Origin of the sequence: Jeongeupia wiesaeckerbachi (assembly GCF_050916355.1) — a bacterium.
Classification (GTDB): domain Bacteria; phylum Pseudomonadota; class Gammaproteobacteria; order Burkholderiales; family Chitinibacteraceae; genus Jeongeupia; species Jeongeupia wiesaeckerbachi.
Map to the genome: position 1 here is coordinate 245,065 of NZ_CP136946.1, position 17,243 is coordinate 262,307.

Genomic DNA, 17,243 nt, shown 5'->3' on the forward strand with positions numbered 1-17,243 from the left:
TGGTTTGCGTTGACGGGCCTCGCCGCCAGGGCAACGGCCCGCAGAAAGCGCCGGGAAAGTTGCCCCCCGGCGCAGCGTGTTTACTTCACCCTACCCGCTTTCCAGGCGTCGAGCAGCTGGTCGTAGCCGACCGTTTCACCCTTGGGTTTTTCGTTCGGCAGTTTCTTCCATGGTGCGGCCTTGTCCGACAGCCATTTGTTTGGATCGGATTTCGGATTCAGCTTCGGCGTACACACCTTCATGCCCGCACGCTGCAAGCGCCCCATCACCTGATCCATTTCGTCGGCGAGGTTGTCCATCGCAGCCTGCGGCGTCTTCTCGCCGGTGACGGCGGTCGCGACGTTCTTCCACCACAGCTGCGCCAGCTTCGGATAATCCGGCACATTGGTCCCGGTCGGCGTCCACGCGACGCGCGCCGGGCTGCGGTAGAACTCGATCAGCCCGCCGTAGCGGTTGGCGTTCTTGGTGAAGTAGTCGCTGCGGATGTCGCTGTCGCGGATGAAGGTCAGCCCGGTGATCGATTTCTTCAGCGACACCGTCTTCGACGTGACGAACTGCGCGTACAGCCACGCCGCCGCCATCCGGTTCGGATCGGTCGACTTGAAGAAGGTCCACGAGCCGACGTCCTGATAGCCGTTCTGCATGCCGTCCTTCCAGTACGGCCCGTGCGGCCCCGGCGCCATGCGCCATTTCGGCGTACCGTCGTCGTTGACCACCGGCAGGCCCTTCTTGGTCATGTCGGCGGTAAACGCCGTGTACCAGAAGATCTGCTGGGCGATCTGCCCCTGTGCCGGCACCGGGCCGGATTCGGAGAACGTCATCCCCATCGCCTGCGGCGGCGCGTATTTCTTCATCCAGTCGATGTACTTGCTCAGCGCATAGACCGCGGCCGGGCTGTTGGTCGCGCCGCCGCGCGCCACCGACGCGCCGACCGGCGTGCACTTGTCGTCGGCGACGCGAATCCCCCATTCGTCGACCGGCAGCCCGTTCGGCAAGCCCTTGTCGGCGGTGCCGGCCATCGACAGCCAGGCGTCGGTGAAGCGCCAGCCCAGCGACGGGTCTTTCTTGCCGTAATCCATATGGCCGTAGACCTTCTTGCCGTCGAGATCCTTCACGTCGTTGGTGAAGAAGTTGGCGATGTCCTCGTAGGCACTCCAGTTCACCGGCACGCCAAGGTCGTAGCCATACTTGGCCTTGAATTTCTGTTGCAGATCCTTGCGGGCGAACCAGTCGGCGCGGAACCAGTACAGGTTGGCGAACTGCTGGTCGGGCAACTGGTAGAGCTTGCCGTCCGGCGCCGTGGTGAACTTGGTGCCGATGAAGTCCTTCACATCGAGCCCCGGGTTGGTCCATTCCTTGCCGGCGCCGCGCATGTAATCCGACAGCGGAATGATCTCGCCATAGCGGTAGTGCGTGCCGATCAGGTCGGAGTCGGAAATCCAGCCGTCGTAGATCGATTTGCCCGACTGCATCGACGTCTGCAGTTTTTCGACCACGTCGCCTTCCTGGATGATGTCGTGGCTGACCTTGATGCCGGTGATCTCGAAGAACGCCTTGGCGAGCACCTTGGATTCGTATTCGTGCGTGGTGATCGTTTCCGACACCACGCTGATCTGGTTCACGCCCTTGGCCTTGAGCTTGGCGGCGGCGTCGATGAACCACTTCATTTCATCGAGCTGCTGCTGGCGGCTCAAGGTACTGGGCTGGAACTCCTTGTCGACCCAGCGCTGGGCATCGGCCGGACCGGCCAGCGCCCACGGCGCCGAAAAGAGGCTTGCAACGGCAAGCACGCTCACTCGCAATCTGCCATTCATCTTCTTCTCCTGAACGCCCCGCGTGCTCATCGTTACGGTGACCGCGGCGGGGAGATCGGCGGGCCGTTGATGATTTTTGTAGTATCGAAACACGCACTACACAATCATCCTTTCCACATCACCAGCGCCAGCAGCAGCATCGACAGTGCAAACCCCGGCCAGGCGCTGGCGTCTTCCGCCGATAGCCCAAGCCACGCGAGGTTGACGTAAGCGGCGAGCAGCAAGCCGATGAACAAACGGTCGCCCCGTGTCGTCGCAATCGGCAGCCAGCCCTTGCGCTCGATCGTCGGCCAGCGGATTTCCAGCACCGTCATCACCACCAGCATCAGCGCGATACAGCCGAAAAACGCGGCGACTTCGGGAGTCCACATCATCCAGCCCATGTCATTCGCCCTCCATCAGACGCGGCCCATCGCAAAGCCCTTGGCGATGTAGTGCCGGACGAACCAGATCACCAGCACACCGGGTACCAGCGTCAGCACACCGGCCGCGGCGAGCACCCCCCAGTCCATGCCGGCGGCCGACACCGTGCGCGTCATCACCGCGGCGATCGGTTTGGCGTTGACCGACGTCAGCGTGCGCGCCAGCAAGAGTTCGACCCAGCTGAACATGAAGCAGAAGAACGCCGTGACACCGACGCCGGCCTTGATCAGCGGCAGGAAGATCTTGATGAAAAAGGCCGGAAAGCTGTAGCCGTCGATATAGGCGGTCTCGTCGATCTCGCGCGAAACGCCGGACATGAAGCCCTCCAGAATCCACACCGCCAGCGGCACGTTGAACACCATGTGCGCCAGCGCCACCGCCCAATAGGTGTCCATCAGGCCGATGCTCGAATACAGCTGGAAGAATGGCAGCAGGAACACCGCCGGCGGCGTCATCCGGTTGGTCAAGAGCCAGAAAAAAAGATGCTTGTCGCCGAGGAAGCGATAGCGCGAAAACGCGTACGCGGCCGGCAGCGCCACCAGCACCGACAACACCGTGTTGATCAGCACATAGCTGATCGAATTCAGATAACCCCAGTACCACGACGGATCGGTGAAGATCACCCGGTAGTTATCCAGCGTCGGCGCCTGCGGCAGCAAGGTGAACACGCCGAGCGTTTCCTCGTTGGTGCGCAGCGACATCGCCAGCATCCAGTACAGCGGCAATAGCGTGAACAGCATGTACAGCGTCAGCATGATCGCGCGGGGCAGGACGCGGCTTTTACGCATGGCCCTCTCCCTGGCCGAGCCGCTGCATCCAGTTGTAGAGGATGAAGCAGAACAGCAGGATGATCAGGAAATAGATCAGTGAAAACGCCGCCGCCGGGCCGAGGTCGAACTGGCCGACGGCCTTTTGCGTCAGGTACTGGCTGAGGAAGGTCGTCGCATTGCCGGGGCCGCCGCCGGTGAGCACGAAGGGCTCGGTGTAGATCATGAAGCTGTCCATGAAGCGCAGCAGCACGGCGATCATCAGCACGCCACGCATCTTCGGCAGCTCGATATAGCGGAACACCGCCAGCCTGCTGGCGCCGTCGATCTCGGCAGCCTGATAGAACGCATCCGGAATCGCCCGCAAGCCGGCGTAGCCGAGCAAGGCCACCAGCGGCGTCCAGTGCCAGACGTCCATCACCAGCACCGTCAGCCAGGCGTCGAGCGACGACGCGGTGTAGTTGTAATCGATGCCGAGCCGGGTCAGCGTATAGCCGCCGAGGCCGATGTCGTTGCGGCCGAAAATCTGCCAGACCGTGCCGACGACGTTCCATGGAATCAAGAGCGGCATCGCCACGAGGACCAGCGTCGCCGACGCGCGCCAGCCGCTGGCCGGCATCGCCAGCGCCAGACAAACGCCGAGCGGAATCTCGATCAGCAGCACGCACGACGAGAACACCAGCTGCCGCACCAGGGCGTCCTGCAGGTCCGGATCGTTGAGGATCATCCGGAACCACTCGGTGCCGACAAACACATGCTGGGTCGGGCTGATGATGTCCTGCACCGAGTAATTGACCACGGTCATCAAGGGCATGATGGCCGAGAACGCCACGCAGACGAACATCGGCACGATCAGCAGCAGCGCCTTCTGGTTGACGGGTTTGCTCATCGCCGCTCCCTAGGGAATCCGCACGTCGTTGCTGAAATACAGCGTTTCCGGCGATGCCAGCCGCAGCCAGACTTCGTCGCCGCTGAGGCGTGTTTCCGGCGCCAGCCGGGCGCGGACAAGCTGGCCGTCAACGCTGGCACTGAGCAGCAGGCTGTTGCCGAGCGACTGCAGCTGCACCACGCGGGCCCGGACCGCACCGGCGTCGCCTGCGACGGCCAGCCGGACGAATTCGGGACGGATGCCGAGCCGGATCTCGCCACCGGCGCCGCGCAACGTACGCAAGGTCGTTTCCGGCAGCGCCAGCGGCTGGCCACCAAGCGTCGCGACTTCGCCGGCCAGCGACAGCGGGCACAGGTTCATGCCGGGGCTGCCGATGAAATAACCGACGAAGGCGTGGTCGGGTCGCAGGAACAGCGCCTCCGGCGTACCCTGCTGGACGACGCGGCCGTCGGTCATCACGACGACTTCGTCGGCGAACGTCAGCGCCTCGACCTGATCGTGGGTCACGTAGATCAACGTCAGCTTCAGCTGGTTATGGATCTTCTTCAGTTGCCGCCGCAGCGCCCATTTCAGGTGCGGGTCGATCACCGTCAGCGGCTCGTCGAACAGGATGGCAGCAACGTCCTTGCGCACCAGACCGCGGCCGAGCGAGATTTTTTGCTTGGCGTCGGCGGCCAGATTGGCGGCACGGTGTTTCAGCTCGGTCGACAGTTCGAGCATCTCGGCGACTTCGTGCACGCGATTGCGGATTTCGGCCTCGGCCAGCCCGCGGTTGCGCAAGGGAAACGCCAGGTTGTCGAACACGGTCATCGTGTCGTAGATCACCGGGAACTGGAACACCTGGGCGATGTTGCGCTCACGCGCGCCCAGCGCCGTGACGTCGCGGCCATCGAACAGCACCCGGCCGTGCGACGGCGTCACCAGACCGGAGACGATGTTCAACAAGGTCGTCTTGCCGCAGCCCGACGGACCGAGCAAGGCATACGCGCCGCCGTCGTCCCAGCTCATGCTCATCGGCTGCAACGCATAATCCTTGGCCGAGGCCGGATTCGGCCGGTAGGCGTGGCCCAGCTCGCGAAATTCAATGCGTGCCATGCGCGACTCCCGGCGGGGCCGACACCAATCGGGCATCGGCGCCGAAAACGAACAGCTCGCGCGGCTCGACATGGACATCGAGCGCGGCGCCCAGTTCGAAGGTATGCACGCCCGGCAGCTGCGCTACCAGATGCACGCCACCGTGACGGGTGTTCAGATGCAGATAGGTTTCCGATCCCGACAGCTCGGCCAGCTCAAGCGCGCACGGGACGACGATCGAATCGGCCGACACCGGCGCCAGCCGCAGCTGGCTCGGACGGATGCCGATCCGGCACTCGCCCGCAGACAGGCCGTCGCGCGCCAGCGTCACGTCGATGCCGAAAGGCAGCCGCAACTGCCGGCCTTCGCCGAGCGTCGCCGGCAGCAAATTCATCGGCGGATCGTTGAACACCACCGCGGCGTCAACGCTGGCCGGTGTCGCGTACACGGCCAGTGTCTCGCCATGCTGCAGCACCCGGCCGGCATGGACCAGCGCGGTATGGCCACCGAGCAGCAGTGCTTCCTGCGGTTCGGTCGTCGCGTAGACCACGGTCGTCTGGCCATCGGCGAACAGCGTCCCGAGTTCGGAGCGCAGCTCCTCGCGCAATTTGTAGTCGAGATTGACCAGCGGTTCGTCGAGCAGGACCAGCGACGCGCGCTTGACCAGCGCCCGCGCCAGCGCACAGCGTTGCTGCTGCCCACCCGAGAGTTCGCCCGGCCGCGCGTTCAGCAAGTGATCGATATGCAGCGTGGCGGCGACTTCGTGCACGCGCCGGCGGAGCTCGGCCGCGTCGACGCGCTGCAGCCGCAGCGGCGAGGCGATATTGTCGAACACGCTCATCGCCGGGTAATTGATGAACTGCTGGTAGACCATCGCCAGATTGCGCTCGCGCACGCCGACACCGGTGACGTCCTTGCCGTCGACACGCACCCGCCCGCTGCTGGGGCGGTCCAGCCCGGCCATGATGCGCATCAGCGTCGTCTTGCCCGCCTGCGTCGGCCCGAGCAGCACGTTGATTGCGCCCGGCACCAGTTTCAGGTCGATGTCGTACAGATGGGTCTTCCCGCCGACGACGTGGCTGACGTGTTCGAGTTCGAGAACCACATTCCCTCCCGTGAGCGCTGCATCGCACGCCGGAGCCCATCGGGCACTGCCTGATTCGGCCCGGCACTGACGCAAAAAGATCGTAAACGGCGCTAAGCGCTGAGCCGGCTCGGCACCTCCGCCGCGCGCTTGGCCAGCCATGCATCGAGCCGCTGCACATCGCCCTGCAGGCAGCGCAGCCCCAGCTTGGTACGCCGCCACAGCAGATCCTCGCTGCTGCGGGCCCATTCGTTGTCGATCAGATAGCGTGCTTCTGCTTCATATAGCCCAGGAACCAGTTCCACCCCCAGCTGCGCCATCACCACCGCATCGCCGACCACCCGTTCGGCACGGCTGCCGTACAGCCGGCAGTACCGAGCAGACAGGGCATCGGGGATCCACGGATGGCGGCCGCGAAAGCGCGCGAGGAAGGCATCGAAATCCGGCACCGGGCTCAATGCGCCCGGCTCGTCGAAATCGCCGCCTGGCAAAGGGCGCGCGGCGGTCCAAGGCGGTGCCGTTCGCCCCAGTCGCGACAGCAACTGCGTCACGGCTTCTTCGGCCAGGCGGCGATACGTGGTGATCTTGCCGCCCCAGACATGCAACAAGGGCGGGCCGTCCGGCGACAACTGCAACCGGTAGTCGCGTGTCACCGCCGCGGCATTGCCGACATCGTCGTCGAGCAACGGCCGCACGCCCGAATAGCGCCAGACAATCTGTGCCGGCGTGACTGGGTGGTCGAAATAGCGGCTCGCCATCTCGCACAGATAGCGCTCCTCGTCATCGCTGATCGCCACTTGGGCCGGATCACCGGTGAAATCGACGTCCGTGGTGCCGATCAGCGTGAAATCCTGCTGGAACGGAATCGCGAAAATGATGCGCTTGTCCGGGTTCTGAAACAGGTAGGCGTACGGGTGATCGAACAATCTAGGCACGACGATGTGACTGCCCTTGATCAGCCGCAGCGCGGCACGCGTCAAACCGGGCGTCGCCAGCCGTGCCAGCTCGGCGGCCCACGGGCCGGCGGCGTTGACGATGGCGGCGGCGTCGACACACGCATTGCCGCCGTCCCGCAGTTGCAGCGTGACCTGCCAACGGTCGCCCTCCGGCTCGATCGCGCTGCACCGCGTCCGGGTCAGGATGTGCGCGCCCAGCTCGTAGGCATCAAGCGCATTCAGTACGACGAGACGCGCATCGTCGACCCAGCCATCCGAATACACGAAACCGTGACGCAAGCGCGGCTTCAGTGCAGCACCGGCGACGTGATGTTCAAGCGATATCGACGACGATGCCGGCAATAAGCGGCGATGCGCCAGATGATCGTAGAGAAACAAACCCGCCCGAATCAACCACGCCGGACGCTGATGGACGTCGTGCGGCATGACGAAACGGAGCGGCCAGATGATGTGTGGCGCCAGCCTCAGCAGCGTTTCGCGCTCCTGCAGCGCCTTGCGCACCAGACCGAACTCGCGGTACTCGAGATAGCGCAAGCCGCCGTGGATCAGCTTGGTGCTCGCCGACGAGGTATGCCCGGCCAGATCGTCCTGTTCGCACAGCACCACGCTCAGCCCCCGCCCGGCCGCATCGCGCGCGATGCCGGCACCATTGATGCCGCCGCCGACGATCAGCAGATCGCAACGGTCAGGAACGGACTGCGCGGACATGGCTTACACGCCCCCTTTCGAGGGTTGATCTGCTCGAATTGTAGTCACACAAACCGCAACTACAAGTTAGAATCCGAAAGCACCTTTGGTGTTTTATGTTCTTTTGTTTTCGGAACGAATGCCCATGCTGCCTCGTCACCGCCAGATCATCGAATGCGTTCGCCGCCTCGGCGACGTCTCGATCGACACGCTCGCCCGCACGCTGGGCGTCAGCCCGCAGACCATCCGCCGCGACATCGGCACGCTGGAAAGCGAGCGCTTGCTGGTGCGCTATCACGGTGGTGTGAGCCTGCCCTCGTCGATCGACAATATCGACTACCGACTGCGGCAGACGCTGCATCTGGACGCCAAGCAACGCATCGCCGCCCTCGTTGCCCGCCATCTGGCGCCGGGCCGCTCGCTGCTGATCAATATCGGCACGACGACCGAGGAAGTCGCCAAGGCGCTGATCGGCCATGCGGGCTTGCGCGTCGTCACCAACAATCTCAATGTCGCGGCGATCCTGTCCGGCAACGGCAATGCCAATGTGATCATCGCCGGTGGCCAGGTCCGCGCGCACGATCGCGGCATCGTCGGCGAGGCGACGATCGAATTCATCCGCCAGTACCGGGTCGACGTCGGCATCATCGGCATTTCGGCCATCGACGACGACGGCACGCTGCTCGACTACGACGACCGCGAAGTACGCGTCACCCAGGCCATCCTGGCGCAATCGCGCGAAGTCTGGCTCGTCGCCGATCACAGCAAATTCACCCGCAGGGCGATGATGCGGGTCGGGCCACTCTCGGCCGTCGACAAGTTCTTTACCGACCGGCCACTCCCCGACGAAATTGCCGCAACGCTACACGGCACGAACACCGAAGTCTTTATCGCCGCGACCGGAATGGCCGAAGCGACGTCCAGCGCCTGACCGCACAACAGACGCGCGCGGATTGCCGCAGCCGCGCCTAAGCTGGCACATCAGGGCCGGAGGCGGATCTGCGCGACATCCCTTCCACCAGCCCGGCGTCGCGCATCGGGAGTAATGGCATGGCAACGACGACACGGGTGGTACTGGTCCACGGCGCTTGGGCGGATGGCTCGAACTGGAGCAAGGTCATTCCCCTGCTGGAAGCGCGGGGTTTCGAGGTGTCTGCGGTCCAACTGCCGCTGAGCGGCCTTGCCGACGACGCGGCGGTTACCCGCAATCTGCTGTCGATGCGTGATACCCCCACCGTGCTGGTCGGCCATTCCTACGGCGGCGCCGTGATTACCGAAGCAGCAACCGCGGCCGGCAATGTGATCGCGCTGGTCTACGTGGCCGCGTTTGCACCCGACCAGGGCGAAAGCCTGGGTGGCATCTTTGCACGCCAAGCCGCACCGTCTGGCACGCAGGGCATCCGGCCGCAGGCGAACGGTCTGCTGTGGATCGATCGCACCTTGTTTCGGGAAAGTTTTGCGCAGGATTGCAGTGAAGCCGATGCACGCTTGATGGCGGCGGTACAAAAACCGATAGCCGGACGCTGCTTCGAAGACACGGTCACCGTTCCGGCCTGGAAATCCATCCCGTCGTGGTATCAGATCTCGGAAAACGATCACATGATTCCACCCGAAGCGCAGCGCTGGATGGCGGAACGGATGGAGGCAACGACGATTTCGCTGCCCGCCAGCCACGCATCGCTGGTCTCGAAGCCGGCCGAGATTGCCCAGTTGATCGCCGACGCGGCCGGCGCCTGAGTTCGCGTGCCAATGCACGCCGACGCAGAACGAAAAAAAACGGTCTGACATTGCTGTCAGACCGTTTTATATATATTGGCGTCCCCACGGGGATTCGAACCCCGGTAGTCACCGTGAAAGGGTGGTGTCCTAGGCCTCTAGACGATGGGGACTGCGGTTGAAGAAGTGGTGCACCCGGAGCGATTCGAACGCCCGACCCTCTGGTTCGTAGCCAGATACTCTATCCAACTGAGCTACGGGTGCACTGTAACTTCAACTTTACTGCTCTTTATGGCGTCCCCACGGGGATTCGAACCCCGGTAGTCACCGTGAAAGGGTGGTGTCCTAGGCCTCTAGACGATGGGGACGTCGTTTAACTCTTGCTTCTTACTGCTTAAAATTCAAATCGGCCGCCTAAGCGGCCGACTTTCAATCTGGTGGAGGTAAACGGGATCGAACCGATGACCTCTTGCATGCCATGCAAGCGCTCTCCCAACTGAGCTATACCCCCCAAAAGAGATGCACAGTATATAAACAGGTTTTATCGTTGTAAAGCACTTTCTGAACTATTTTTCGATAAAGCCGATAAAACCTGTTTCGATACTGAATCAGAACGGCGTCCACCAAGACGGATCGTCCAGGAAGTCCTGATTCAGGGTCTGCGTGTTCGGATAGTTCTTCAACAGCACGCGCTTGGCGTCGTCACGCAGATCGTTCAAGCCGAGCTTGTCGTAACTCATCACCATCATCGCCAGCCCTGCTTCGACCTGCTTGGTGTTCGAGTAGGTTTCGATCAGGTACTTGCCGCGGTTCGCCGCAGCCAGATACGCACCGCGCTTGTAGTAATACTTGGCGACATGCAGCTCGTAGCTCGCCAGCGCACCGATCAGATAGCCCATGCGCACTTGCGAGTCGGCGGCATACTTGCTTTCCGGGAAACGCTGCACCAGATCCCTGAACGCGTCGAATGATTCCTTCGCCGCCTTCGGATCACGTTCGGACATGTCCTGCTTGGAGATCGCCGACAGGAAGCCCTGCATCTCGTTGAAGCTCACCAGCCCCTTCAGATACAGCGCGTAATCCATGCTCGGGTGCACCGGATTGCTCTTGATGAAGCGATCGATCGCGGCCTGCGCGAGCAGCGGCTCCTGCGCCTTGTAGTGGTTGTACGCTTCCTCGAGCTGCGCCTGCTGGGCGTAGCGACCATAGGGATAACGTGCCTCAAGCTTTTCCAGGAGCTTGGTCGATTTCTCGAAGTTGCGATCGGCCTGCTCGGCCTTGGCGGTGCTGTACAGCTTTTCGGCGGTCCAGCCCTTGGTTTCGTCATCGTCGGTCGGCGTCGACGCGCAGCCGGCCAACAGCACGGCGACCGAAGCGCACGCCAGGAATCGCGGTAGAATCTTGCCCATGATGCATCCTGATTTAGAACCCGACGATTATAGCGACATAAGCGAGCCGCGTGTCCTGACCGCACCAGCCGATGTCGCCGGCCAACGCCTCGACGCTGCGCTGGCGCAGCTGCTGCCCGATTATTCGCGCAGCCGGCTCGCCAACTGGATCAAGGACGGTCTGGTGACCGTCGATGGCCAGCCTGCGACGCCGAAGCTCAAACTCTGGGGCGGCGAGACCATTGCGGTCGAGATCCAGGCCAATCCAGACGAAGTCGCTTTTCAAGCCGAGGACATCCCGCTCGACGTGCTTTACGCCGACGAGACGATCCTCATCATCAACAAGCCGGCCGGCCTCGTTGTCCACCCCGGCAGCGGCAATTGGTCCGGCACACTGCTGAATGGCCTGCTGCACCACTACCCCGAACTCAAGGGCGTGCCGCGCGCCGGCATCGTCCACCGGCTCGACAAGGACACCAGCGGGCTGATGGTCGTCGCACGCACGCTGCAGGCACAGACCTCGCTGGTGCAGCAACTGCAGGCGCGGACGGTCAGCCGTCATTACTTTGCAATCGCCCAGGGCCTCGTCAAGCGCGATGGCCGCGTCGATGCGCCGATCGGCCGCCATCCGCGCGAACGGACCAAGATGGCCGTGGTCGGCACAGGCAAACCGGCCGTCACCCACTTCCGCGTGCTCGAACGTTTCAGTGCGCACACGCTGGTCGAATGCAAACTCGAAACCGGCCGCACCCATCAGATCCGCGTGCACATGGCGCACGTCGGTCATCCGCTTGCCGCCGATCCGGTCTACGGCGGACGGCAGAAACTGTTCGCCCCCGAGATCATGCTGGCGCTCGAGGATTTCGGCCGCCAGGCGCTGCACGCGAAAAAGCTCAGCCTGGTGCACCCGGCCAGCGGCAAGACGATGACGTGGAAATCACCGCTGCCGGCCGATTTCGAAGGCTTGCTGGCGGCACTGCGGGTCGAGGCCGGTGGCGACGATGATTTTGACGATGACGACTGGGACGACGATGACGACCACGATGTTGAACTGGTCTATGTCCGCGACTGATCACGGCCTGGTGCCGGACTGGCCTGCGCCGGCGCGCGTACGCGCGCTGCAGACGACACGACGTGGCGGCGTCAGCCTGGCGCCCTATGACGGCTTCAATCTGGGTGATCACGTCGGCGACGATCCGCAGGCGGTTGCCGCCAACCGCGCCGCCTTGGCCGTCGCCCTGCCGGCGACGCCGCTGTGGCTGACCCAGGTACACGGCACCGCGGTACTCGACGCCGGTGTGCCGCAGCGCGACGCGACCGCCGATGCCAGTGTTGCCCATGGCCCCGGCGCCGTGTGCGTGATCATGACTGCCGATTGCCTGCCGGTGCTGCTGTGCAACGATAAGGGCACCGTCGTCGGTGGCGCCCACGCCGGCTGGCGTGGGCTGTGCGCCGGCGTACTCGAAGCCACCGTCGCGGCGATGCAGGTGCCCGGCGAAACGCTGATGGCCTGGCTCGGACCAACGATCGGCCGCGACGCGTTCGAAGTCGGTGCCGAAGTACGAGACGCCTTCATCGCGCACGATGCCAACGCCGTCAGCGCGTTCAGGCCCGGCAGCATCGACAGCAAGTACTGGGCCGACATCGAGTTGCTGGCCCGGCAACGGCTTGCCGCGGTCGGCGTCAGCCGTGTCTACGGCGGTGGCCTGTGCACGGTGTCGGACGGTGAACGCTGGTACTCGTACCGCCGCGATCGCACCACCGGACGCATGGCCAGCCTGATCTGGCTGCAGGATTAGCACCTTCAGGCGTTTCGCTACGGACGTCCTGACGAAGCAGACGTCCCTGGCGTAGTGAAGCGCCTCCCCCCCCCGATGATTCGCGCTCCCTGGATTGATGCCCAGCAACGCTGGCTGGGCAGATCCGGCCCCATCGGGAGCGATGATCTGCCTCCGCCCCCGACGCGGCCAGGTGGATCGTGGTGACTGGCACAGCACCCCGACACCATCCGATGCACCAGACCGGACCAGCTCGCCGGTTTTCCAAGTCCACTCCCCACCTCACACCGCCAGCCACCGCATCGTAGCGCCCCTCGGTAGTCGCTCCGCCGACCCGTGCTCGGCGCCAGATCATTGCTGACGCCAGTCGGCAAAAAGTCATCGCAATCACACCGGCCTCTGACCCGGATGACTCTATACCTAGCAATTCGGACGCCGCTCGCCCCGCTTCGACAAACCATCAAGGTTCGGCGTTCGGACGACCGTCGCTTCATCGACCAGGCAATGGTTTTGCGGACGTGTAGGCTGCCCCCCCGCTCAGGCCATTCCTAAAAGAAATCGAATGCCAAAGCCCCGCCCTAAACAATCCTCCGCGGAAATCGGACGCGAAATGAATGCGACTGAATCGGCCCTCACGGCAAAAACGGTAGCGTTTGCGTCAGTAAATGCCACATTGATGGCGGGGTGAAATCGCGACAAAGAATCGCAACCCGCCATCAACCGCCGAGGAGCAGAGGAATAGACAGGCCGATTCCATTCAGGGGAGTCGTGCGGGCGCTTGCGCCCCGCATCTGCCGTGGATGAGCGTGATAAGGCGCTTACTCCTCAGGAGCAACTCATCCAATCGCTCATCATTGACGGGAAATCCTACAAGCAGATCGCCGCCCAATTGGGCATCACGGTTGATACGGCCCGTCGGCACGGCAGCCGCATCAAGCGAAAGAGCGAGCTGGCCAGCACCAACGCACTTGCCTGCATCGACCTACCCGCCACGCAGATCCGGCAATTGCTCCTCGCACTACCCGCATCCCCCCCGCTGACCAACACGGAACTCATCGTGCTCGGGCTGGTGTGTCATGGCCATTCGGCCAAGCAAATTGCAAGGATACGAGCCGGAAACGCCCGAACCGTGGAGAAACACCGGCATAACGCCATGGCGAAATTGGGTATCCGATCAGCCCGCCAGCTCGCATCGCGGGTACGGCGTCAATACGCAATCAGTGGCACAAGGGATGAGGAAGTCGCTACCTATATTGCGGTCAATGCCGCAGCGGCAGAGTGATTTCCCAACAGTCTCAGGAGTTTTGAAATGCGAGTCATTGCTCTAGCAGGTACCACCATCGCCGGTTGGCACGGCGTTCAGGTCTGGCGTCTTGATCGGGATGGTTATTACAGCGACGTCACAGCGCGCTGGAATTTCTCTACGACACCTCATCTGCATTACGAGGTCCGGCGTCTTGCTGGCGGTTCGTTCTACTGCCCGGTTTCAACCAATCCGCCCGGCTCCTGGCAACTCCCCGTCCTTGTGCAAGGTACCGCGCCCGCCGGTCTGCGCCCGGTGAATCCGAATGGCACGGAGTATCGCCCGACGGGTACCTATTTCTGGATTCCCAACGGGGCGATTCCGCACACCGTCGTCCCTGGCGAGAACACCAACGCCGTTATTTGCAATTGCCCGGACGAATATCCGCCTTCGAATGCTCACCTTCTCCAGGGGGCCCGTACTGCGGATGTCTCTGCCCTTGCGGCCATGGATGAGCAAGCCATCAGCCGTCATGATGCATTTGATCATCTGGCCCAAATCATGGGCACCACGCCCCTGCTCTCAGCCACCGCCGGCGCAGACCCGAAAGCCTTCCAGGATTCGGATGGCCTGGTGAGCTTCGTCAATCTGTCCAGCAGCTTTGTGACCGGCAATCCGCAATTCATTACCGGCCGGAACGTCTGCGACAAGATCGCCAGTTACTTCGCCACGATCCGGCAGAACGTTTACGCGGCACAGCTGAAAGACCCGAAAAAATTCATCCTGCCGGGCGACCCGAAGCCGAAGAATCAATGGGATCTCCCGGTCACCAACAAAATGCAGAAAATGCTGGTTGATGCCGGCGGGCTTTCCAGCTTCAAGATCACCACGGAAACCTTTACCAATACCCAGGTGCTTGCCGAATTCAGCACCGACTTCATCAAGCTGATCTTCGATGCCGCCGTGGTACCGTCGGGCATCATCGAATCGGTCGCGAAGTTCATGCAGGGAGTTGGCAACACGCTGCGCAGCAGCTGGGATCAGAAGGAACGCAGCTTCTCGACGACCTTGCTCGGCCAATGCCACGAAGCCGTCCCCATCGACAGTAGCGGCAGCACCACCGTGTACCTGCCTAAGGTCAAGTTCTTCCATATCGAAGTGACTTCGGAACAAACCGCCTTCACGACACCATGCAGCAAAGTCGAGAAGATTTCGTTCAACTTCAAATATGAAAGCTACGTCGCGGCGCTGAAATATTCGGTGCTGAATACCACATCGCAGGACTACATCAACTTCACCGCTTTCCTCGATAAGGCGCAAAAAATCAACTACGCGGATGCCAGCAACAATCTGGATGCCATCCTGTCCGACTCGGTATCCGGCGGTGGCGGCACCGCGACCGAACGGCCGGACATGCTGTCGGATATCAACGAGCTGGGTATCGATCTGACGGCCTATCCGCATCTGGTGCTGCGGGTGCCACGTCCGATCGAGAAGCAGCTGCAGGCGCCGCAAGAGGCCGCTGCCAAGTAAGTGCTCGTGTTTTGCTGGCGTTTGATTCGGTCTCCCTGCACGGGGAGGCCGATTTCTTTGGCTGGCCAAAGGCTGGCTGAAGCAGCTTCGCCTGCTCGGCCAGGGCGCGTTGCTGAGCATCTGCCGGCGCAAAGCCGCCGGGCCAATGGCGCAGCCACCTCAAGACTGCGAGTTCGATCCTCAAGGCGCCAGCATCGAAACATCAACGCAACGAGACATGCTCTGGCTTCAGCTGCCGCTACCGGCATCCTCGTCGTCGCTGCCGTTTTCTTCCGCGGCCTTGCGCTCGCGAACGATCTGGCCGCGACGTTTGAGCCAGACAAGCAGCCACGTCGGCAACACGCCAAGCAACACGATCCAGACGACGGCCTTGGCGATGCTACCGCTGGCGGCGGCGAACATCACCACGACGTAGAGATAGCCGATCAGCAGAATGTACACGGTGCGATTCCGGTCTCAAGAAAACAGGTCCGGATGATACGTCAGACGCTGCCGGCGCTTCCGGCCGCGATGCGAAATTGTTACGGGGCGAGGCAGGCCAGCTTTGTCAGAATGACCTCTTTCGCCGCACTCGCCTGCCGATGCCCTCACTGCGCTGCCTCATCCTGCTTTTGCTTGCCGGCCCGGCATCGGCGGCGGATGCGCCGTTCGTGTCCGATGCGGCGGGGTCGTCGCTGCCCGACATCGGCAGCAGCATCCAGCATGAGGATGGCGAAGCAGCCCTGGCAAGCATGGCCGAACAGTCGCTGGTTGCCGGGCAATACGGCTGGCGCGCGACGCTGCTCGATCGCACCGGCAGCGGGCTGGAAACCTTGTTCGATCAGTACGGACAGGCGCGAATCCACACCCAGCTCGACGAAGAGGGCCGCCTGGGGGATGCCAGCGCCGACCTGCTACTCCCCATCGATGCCACCGGCCCGCAAAACCGGTTTGCACAGTTCGGCGTTCGCCATGACGGAGAGCGTGCGGTGAGCAACATCGGGATTGTCCAGCGCGTCCAGCACGGCGCCGGGCTGAGCGGCTACAGCGCCTTTGTCGACCGGGATCTCGGCGGCGATACGACCCGCATCGGCTTCGGTGCCAGCAACAGCAGCGATTACCTGCGCCTTGCCATCAACACCTATCTGCCCGTGGGTGGCCGGGGCGGCGCGGACGAACGCAGCGAACGTGCCGCCCGCGGCTTCGACCTCAACGCACAGGCCCATCTGCCGGCGTGGCCGCAGCTCGGCGGCAGCGTACGTTTCGAGCGCTACCACGGCGACGACATCAGCCTGCCGGGGAGTGACACCGCCCATGATAATCCGTCGGCGGTCAGCGCATCGCTGCAGTACACGCCGGTACCGCTGCTCAGTTTCGGCGCCCATTTCCGCCGCGACGACAACGACGAACGCGACTGGCAGCTGCAGGCGACGCTGAGCTACCAATTCGGCGTGCCACTCGACAAACAGCTGCGTAGCAGCGACGCAAAGCCATCCCTGCCGCGCCGGGACAACGACTTTGTCGATCGCAACGGCAGCGTCGCCCGGCAAAGCAGCGCTGCGCCCGCGCCGGCGCCGGCGTTCAGTGCCAGCCTGTCGGCCGATCAAGCCGCGACGGGTCAGCCCGGCAGCGCAACGCTGACCGTCACGTCGCGCCAGCCGATCGTCAGCCTCGCGTGGATCGGCGATGGCGCAGCGCTGCTCACCAGCGCCGGCACCAGTCCCCTGCTCGGGCGCAGCGGCATCTTGTCGGCGCGGGTCAAGCTCGCCTTGCCGGCAGACGGCCACGGTTACACGCTGGCCGCGCGCATCGTCGACAGCAACGGCAACGCCGTGGTCACGCCGGCGATTCAGTTGCGCGCCGCGCCGGTACCAATGCAAAACGGGGCCGATGGCCCCGTTTGATACGTTTG

At 63.1% G+C, this 17,243-nt stretch carries 16 protein-coding genes and 4 tRNA genes; 7 read left to right on the forward strand and 13 right to left on the reverse strand.

Annotation, left to right across the window (positions count from 1 at the left end):
* Nucleotides 1–80: 80 nt before the first annotated feature.
* The 7 genes from R0382_RS01155 to glpD all read right to left on the reverse strand — a co-directional run bounded on the left by R0382_RS01155 (nt 81) and on the right by glpD (nt 7,715).
* Nucleotides 81–1,814, reverse strand: a complete 1,734-nt coding sequence (locus tag R0382_RS01155; protein ID WP_432721717.1) for an ABC transporter substrate-binding protein — start codon at nt 1,812–1,814, stop codon at nt 81–83.
* Nucleotides 1,815–1,918: 104 nt separating this feature from the next.
* Nucleotides 1,919–2,197 carry a DUF2160 domain-containing protein gene (locus R0382_RS01160; RefSeq protein ID WP_432721718.1) on the reverse strand — a complete coding sequence of 93 codons (279 nt, stop codon included), beginning with the start codon at nt 2,195–2,197 and terminating at the stop codon, nt 1,919–1,921.
* A gap of 15 nt (nt 2,198–2,212) precedes the next feature.
* Nucleotides 2,213–3,025, reverse strand: a complete 813-nt coding sequence (locus R0382_RS01165; RefSeq protein WP_432721719.1) for a carbohydrate ABC transporter permease — start codon at nt 3,023–3,025, stop codon at nt 2,213–2,215.
* On the reverse strand, nt 3,018–3,893 hold the full coding sequence (locus R0382_RS01170; RefSeq protein WP_432721720.1) for a carbohydrate ABC transporter permease: 876 nt from the start codon (nt 3,891–3,893) through the stop codon (nt 3,018–3,020). Before R0382_RS01170 ends, R0382_RS01165 begins: the two co-directional genes overlap by 8 nt.
* Nucleotides 3,894–3,902: 9 nt before the next feature.
* Complete coding sequence (locus tag R0382_RS01175) at nt 3,903–4,988, reverse strand: ABC transporter ATP-binding protein (protein WP_432721721.1); 1,086 nt, start codon at nt 4,986–4,988, stop codon at nt 3,903–3,905.
* The gene (locus R0382_RS01180; RefSeq protein ID WP_432721722.1) at nt 4,975–6,072 is read right to left on the reverse strand and encodes an ABC transporter ATP-binding protein; all 1,098 of its coding nucleotides are present in this window, start codon (nt 6,070–6,072) and stop codon (nt 4,975–4,977) included. The genes R0382_RS01175 and R0382_RS01180 overlap by 14 nt, the downstream gene beginning before the upstream one ends.
* Nucleotides 6,073–6,164: 92 nt before the next feature.
* Nucleotides 6,165–7,715, reverse strand: a complete 1,551-nt coding sequence (glpD, locus tag R0382_RS01185) for a glycerol-3-phosphate dehydrogenase (protein WP_432721723.1) — start codon at nt 7,713–7,715, stop codon at nt 6,165–6,167.
* A 124-nt stretch (nt 7,716–7,839) separates the two neighbouring features.
* On the opposite strand from glpD, the gene R0382_RS01190 reads away from it, so the two are divergent.
* Nucleotides 7,840–8,625 (forward strand): DeoR/GlpR family DNA-binding transcription regulator, encoded by a 786-nt coding sequence (locus tag R0382_RS01190; protein WP_432721724.1) that lies wholly within the window; start codon nt 7,840–7,842, stop codon nt 8,623–8,625.
* 119 nt (nt 8,626–8,744) lie between these two features.
* Entirely contained in the window at nt 8,745–9,431 is a 687-nt protein-coding gene (locus R0382_RS01195; protein ID WP_432721725.1) for an alpha/beta hydrolase, read from the forward strand.
* A 76-nt stretch (nt 9,432–9,507) separates the two neighbouring features.
* Here R0382_RS01195 and R0382_RS01200 read toward each other — a convergent pair.
* From R0382_RS01200 to R0382_RS01220, 5 genes are all read right to left on the reverse strand, one after another.
* Nucleotides 9,508–9,583: transfer RNA gene (locus R0382_RS01200), tRNA-Glu, on the reverse strand.
* Between the two features lie 14 nt (nt 9,584–9,597).
* Nucleotides 9,598–9,674: transfer RNA gene (locus tag R0382_RS01205), tRNA-Arg, on the reverse strand.
* 28 nt (nt 9,675–9,702) lie between these two features.
* Nucleotides 9,703–9,778, reverse strand: a tRNA-Glu gene (locus R0382_RS01210).
* Between the two features lie 67 nt (nt 9,779–9,845).
* Nucleotides 9,846–9,921 (reverse strand) — tRNA-Ala (locus R0382_RS01215).
* A 97-nt stretch (nt 9,922–10,018) separates the two neighbouring features.
* A complete protein-coding gene (locus R0382_RS01220) occupies nt 10,019–10,819 on the reverse strand; it encodes an outer membrane protein assembly factor BamD (RefSeq protein ID WP_432721726.1) in 801 nt (266 codons plus the stop codon).
* Here R0382_RS01220 and rluD point away from each other — a divergent pair.
* The 4 genes from rluD (at nt 10,818) to R0382_RS01240 (ending at nt 15,352) form a co-directional block, all read left to right on the forward strand.
* A complete protein-coding gene (gene rluD, locus R0382_RS01225; RefSeq protein WP_432721727.1) occupies nt 10,818–11,870 on the forward strand; it encodes a 23S rRNA pseudouridine(1911/1915/1917) synthase RluD in 1,053 nt (350 codons plus the stop codon). The genes R0382_RS01220 and rluD overlap by 2 nt on opposite strands.
* Nucleotides 11,857–12,597 (forward strand): peptidoglycan editing factor PgeF, encoded by a 741-nt coding sequence (gene pgeF, locus R0382_RS01230; RefSeq protein WP_432721728.1) that lies wholly within the window; start codon nt 11,857–11,859, stop codon nt 12,595–12,597. The genes rluD and pgeF overlap by 14 nt, the downstream gene beginning before the upstream one ends.
* A gap of 775 nt (nt 12,598–13,372) precedes the next feature.
* Entirely contained in the window at nt 13,373–13,858 is a 486-nt protein-coding gene (locus R0382_RS01235) for a LuxR C-terminal-related transcriptional regulator (RefSeq protein WP_432721729.1), read from the forward strand.
* 27 nt (nt 13,859–13,885) lie between these two features.
* On the forward strand, nt 13,886–15,352 hold the full coding sequence (locus R0382_RS01240; protein WP_432721730.1) for a hypothetical protein: 1,467 nt from the start codon (nt 13,886–13,888) through the stop codon (nt 15,350–15,352).
* Nucleotides 15,353–15,580: 228 nt separating this feature from the next.
* Here the strand turns inward: R0382_RS01240 and R0382_RS01245 are convergent, their stop codons facing one another.
* Nucleotides 15,581–15,793, reverse strand: a complete 213-nt coding sequence (locus R0382_RS01245; RefSeq protein ID WP_432721731.1) for a hypothetical protein — start codon at nt 15,791–15,793, stop codon at nt 15,581–15,583.
* A gap of 140 nt (nt 15,794–15,933) precedes the next feature.
* Here R0382_RS01245 and R0382_RS01250 point away from each other — a divergent pair, with 140 nt between their 5' ends.
* The gene (locus R0382_RS01250; protein ID WP_432721732.1) at nt 15,934–17,235 is read left to right on the forward strand and encodes an inverse autotransporter beta domain-containing protein; all 1,302 of its coding nucleotides are present in this window, start codon (nt 15,934–15,936) and stop codon (nt 17,233–17,235) included.
* The last annotated feature ends 8 nt before the right edge of the window (nt 17,236–17,243 follow it).

What these genes read in the sequence shown, in the direction of transcription:
- R0382_RS01240 (WP_432721730.1), top strand. Translation starts at nt 13,886, where the DNA reads ATGCGAGTCATTGCTCTAGCAGGTACCACCATCGCCGGTTGGCACGGC.
- R0382_RS01165 (WP_432721719.1), bottom strand. Translation starts at nt 3,025, where the DNA reads ATGCGTAAAAGCCGCGTCCTGCCCCGCGCGATCATGCTGACGCTGTAC.
- R0382_RS01175 (WP_432721721.1), bottom strand. Translation starts at nt 4,988, where the DNA reads ATGGCACGCATTGAATTTCGCGAGCTGGGCCACGCCTACCGGCCGAAT.
- pgeF (WP_432721728.1), top strand. Translation starts at nt 11,857, where the DNA reads ATGTCCGCGACTGATCACGGCCTGGTGCCGGACTGGCCTGCGCCGGCG.
- rluD (WP_432721727.1), top strand. Translation starts at nt 10,818, where the DNA reads ATGATGCATCCTGATTTAGAACCCGACGATTATAGCGACATAAGCGAG.
- R0382_RS01250 (WP_432721732.1), top strand. Translation starts at nt 15,934, where the DNA reads ATGCCCTCACTGCGCTGCCTCATCCTGCTTTTGCTTGCCGGCCCGGCA.
- R0382_RS01170 (WP_432721720.1), bottom strand. Translation starts at nt 3,893, where the DNA reads ATGAGCAAACCCGTCAACCAGAAGGCGCTGCTGCTGATCGTGCCGATG.
- R0382_RS01220 (WP_432721726.1), bottom strand. Translation starts at nt 10,819, where the DNA reads ATGGGCAAGATTCTACCGCGATTCCTGGCGTGCGCTTCGGTCGCCGTG.
- glpD (WP_432721723.1), bottom strand. Translation starts at nt 7,715, where the DNA reads ATGTCCGCGCAGTCCGTTCCTGACCGTTGCGATCTGCTGATCGTCGGC.
- R0382_RS01195 (WP_432721725.1), top strand. Translation starts at nt 8,745, where the DNA reads ATGGCAACGACGACACGGGTGGTACTGGTCCACGGCGCTTGGGCGGAT.
- R0382_RS01190 (WP_432721724.1), top strand. Translation starts at nt 7,840, where the DNA reads ATGCTGCCTCGTCACCGCCAGATCATCGAATGCGTTCGCCGCCTCGGC.
- R0382_RS01160 (WP_432721718.1), bottom strand. Translation starts at nt 2,197, where the DNA reads ATGGGCTGGATGATGTGGACTCCCGAAGTCGCCGCGTTTTTCGGCTGT.
- R0382_RS01155 (WP_432721717.1), bottom strand. Translation starts at nt 1,814, where the DNA reads ATGAATGGCAGATTGCGAGTGAGCGTGCTTGCCGTTGCAAGCCTCTTT.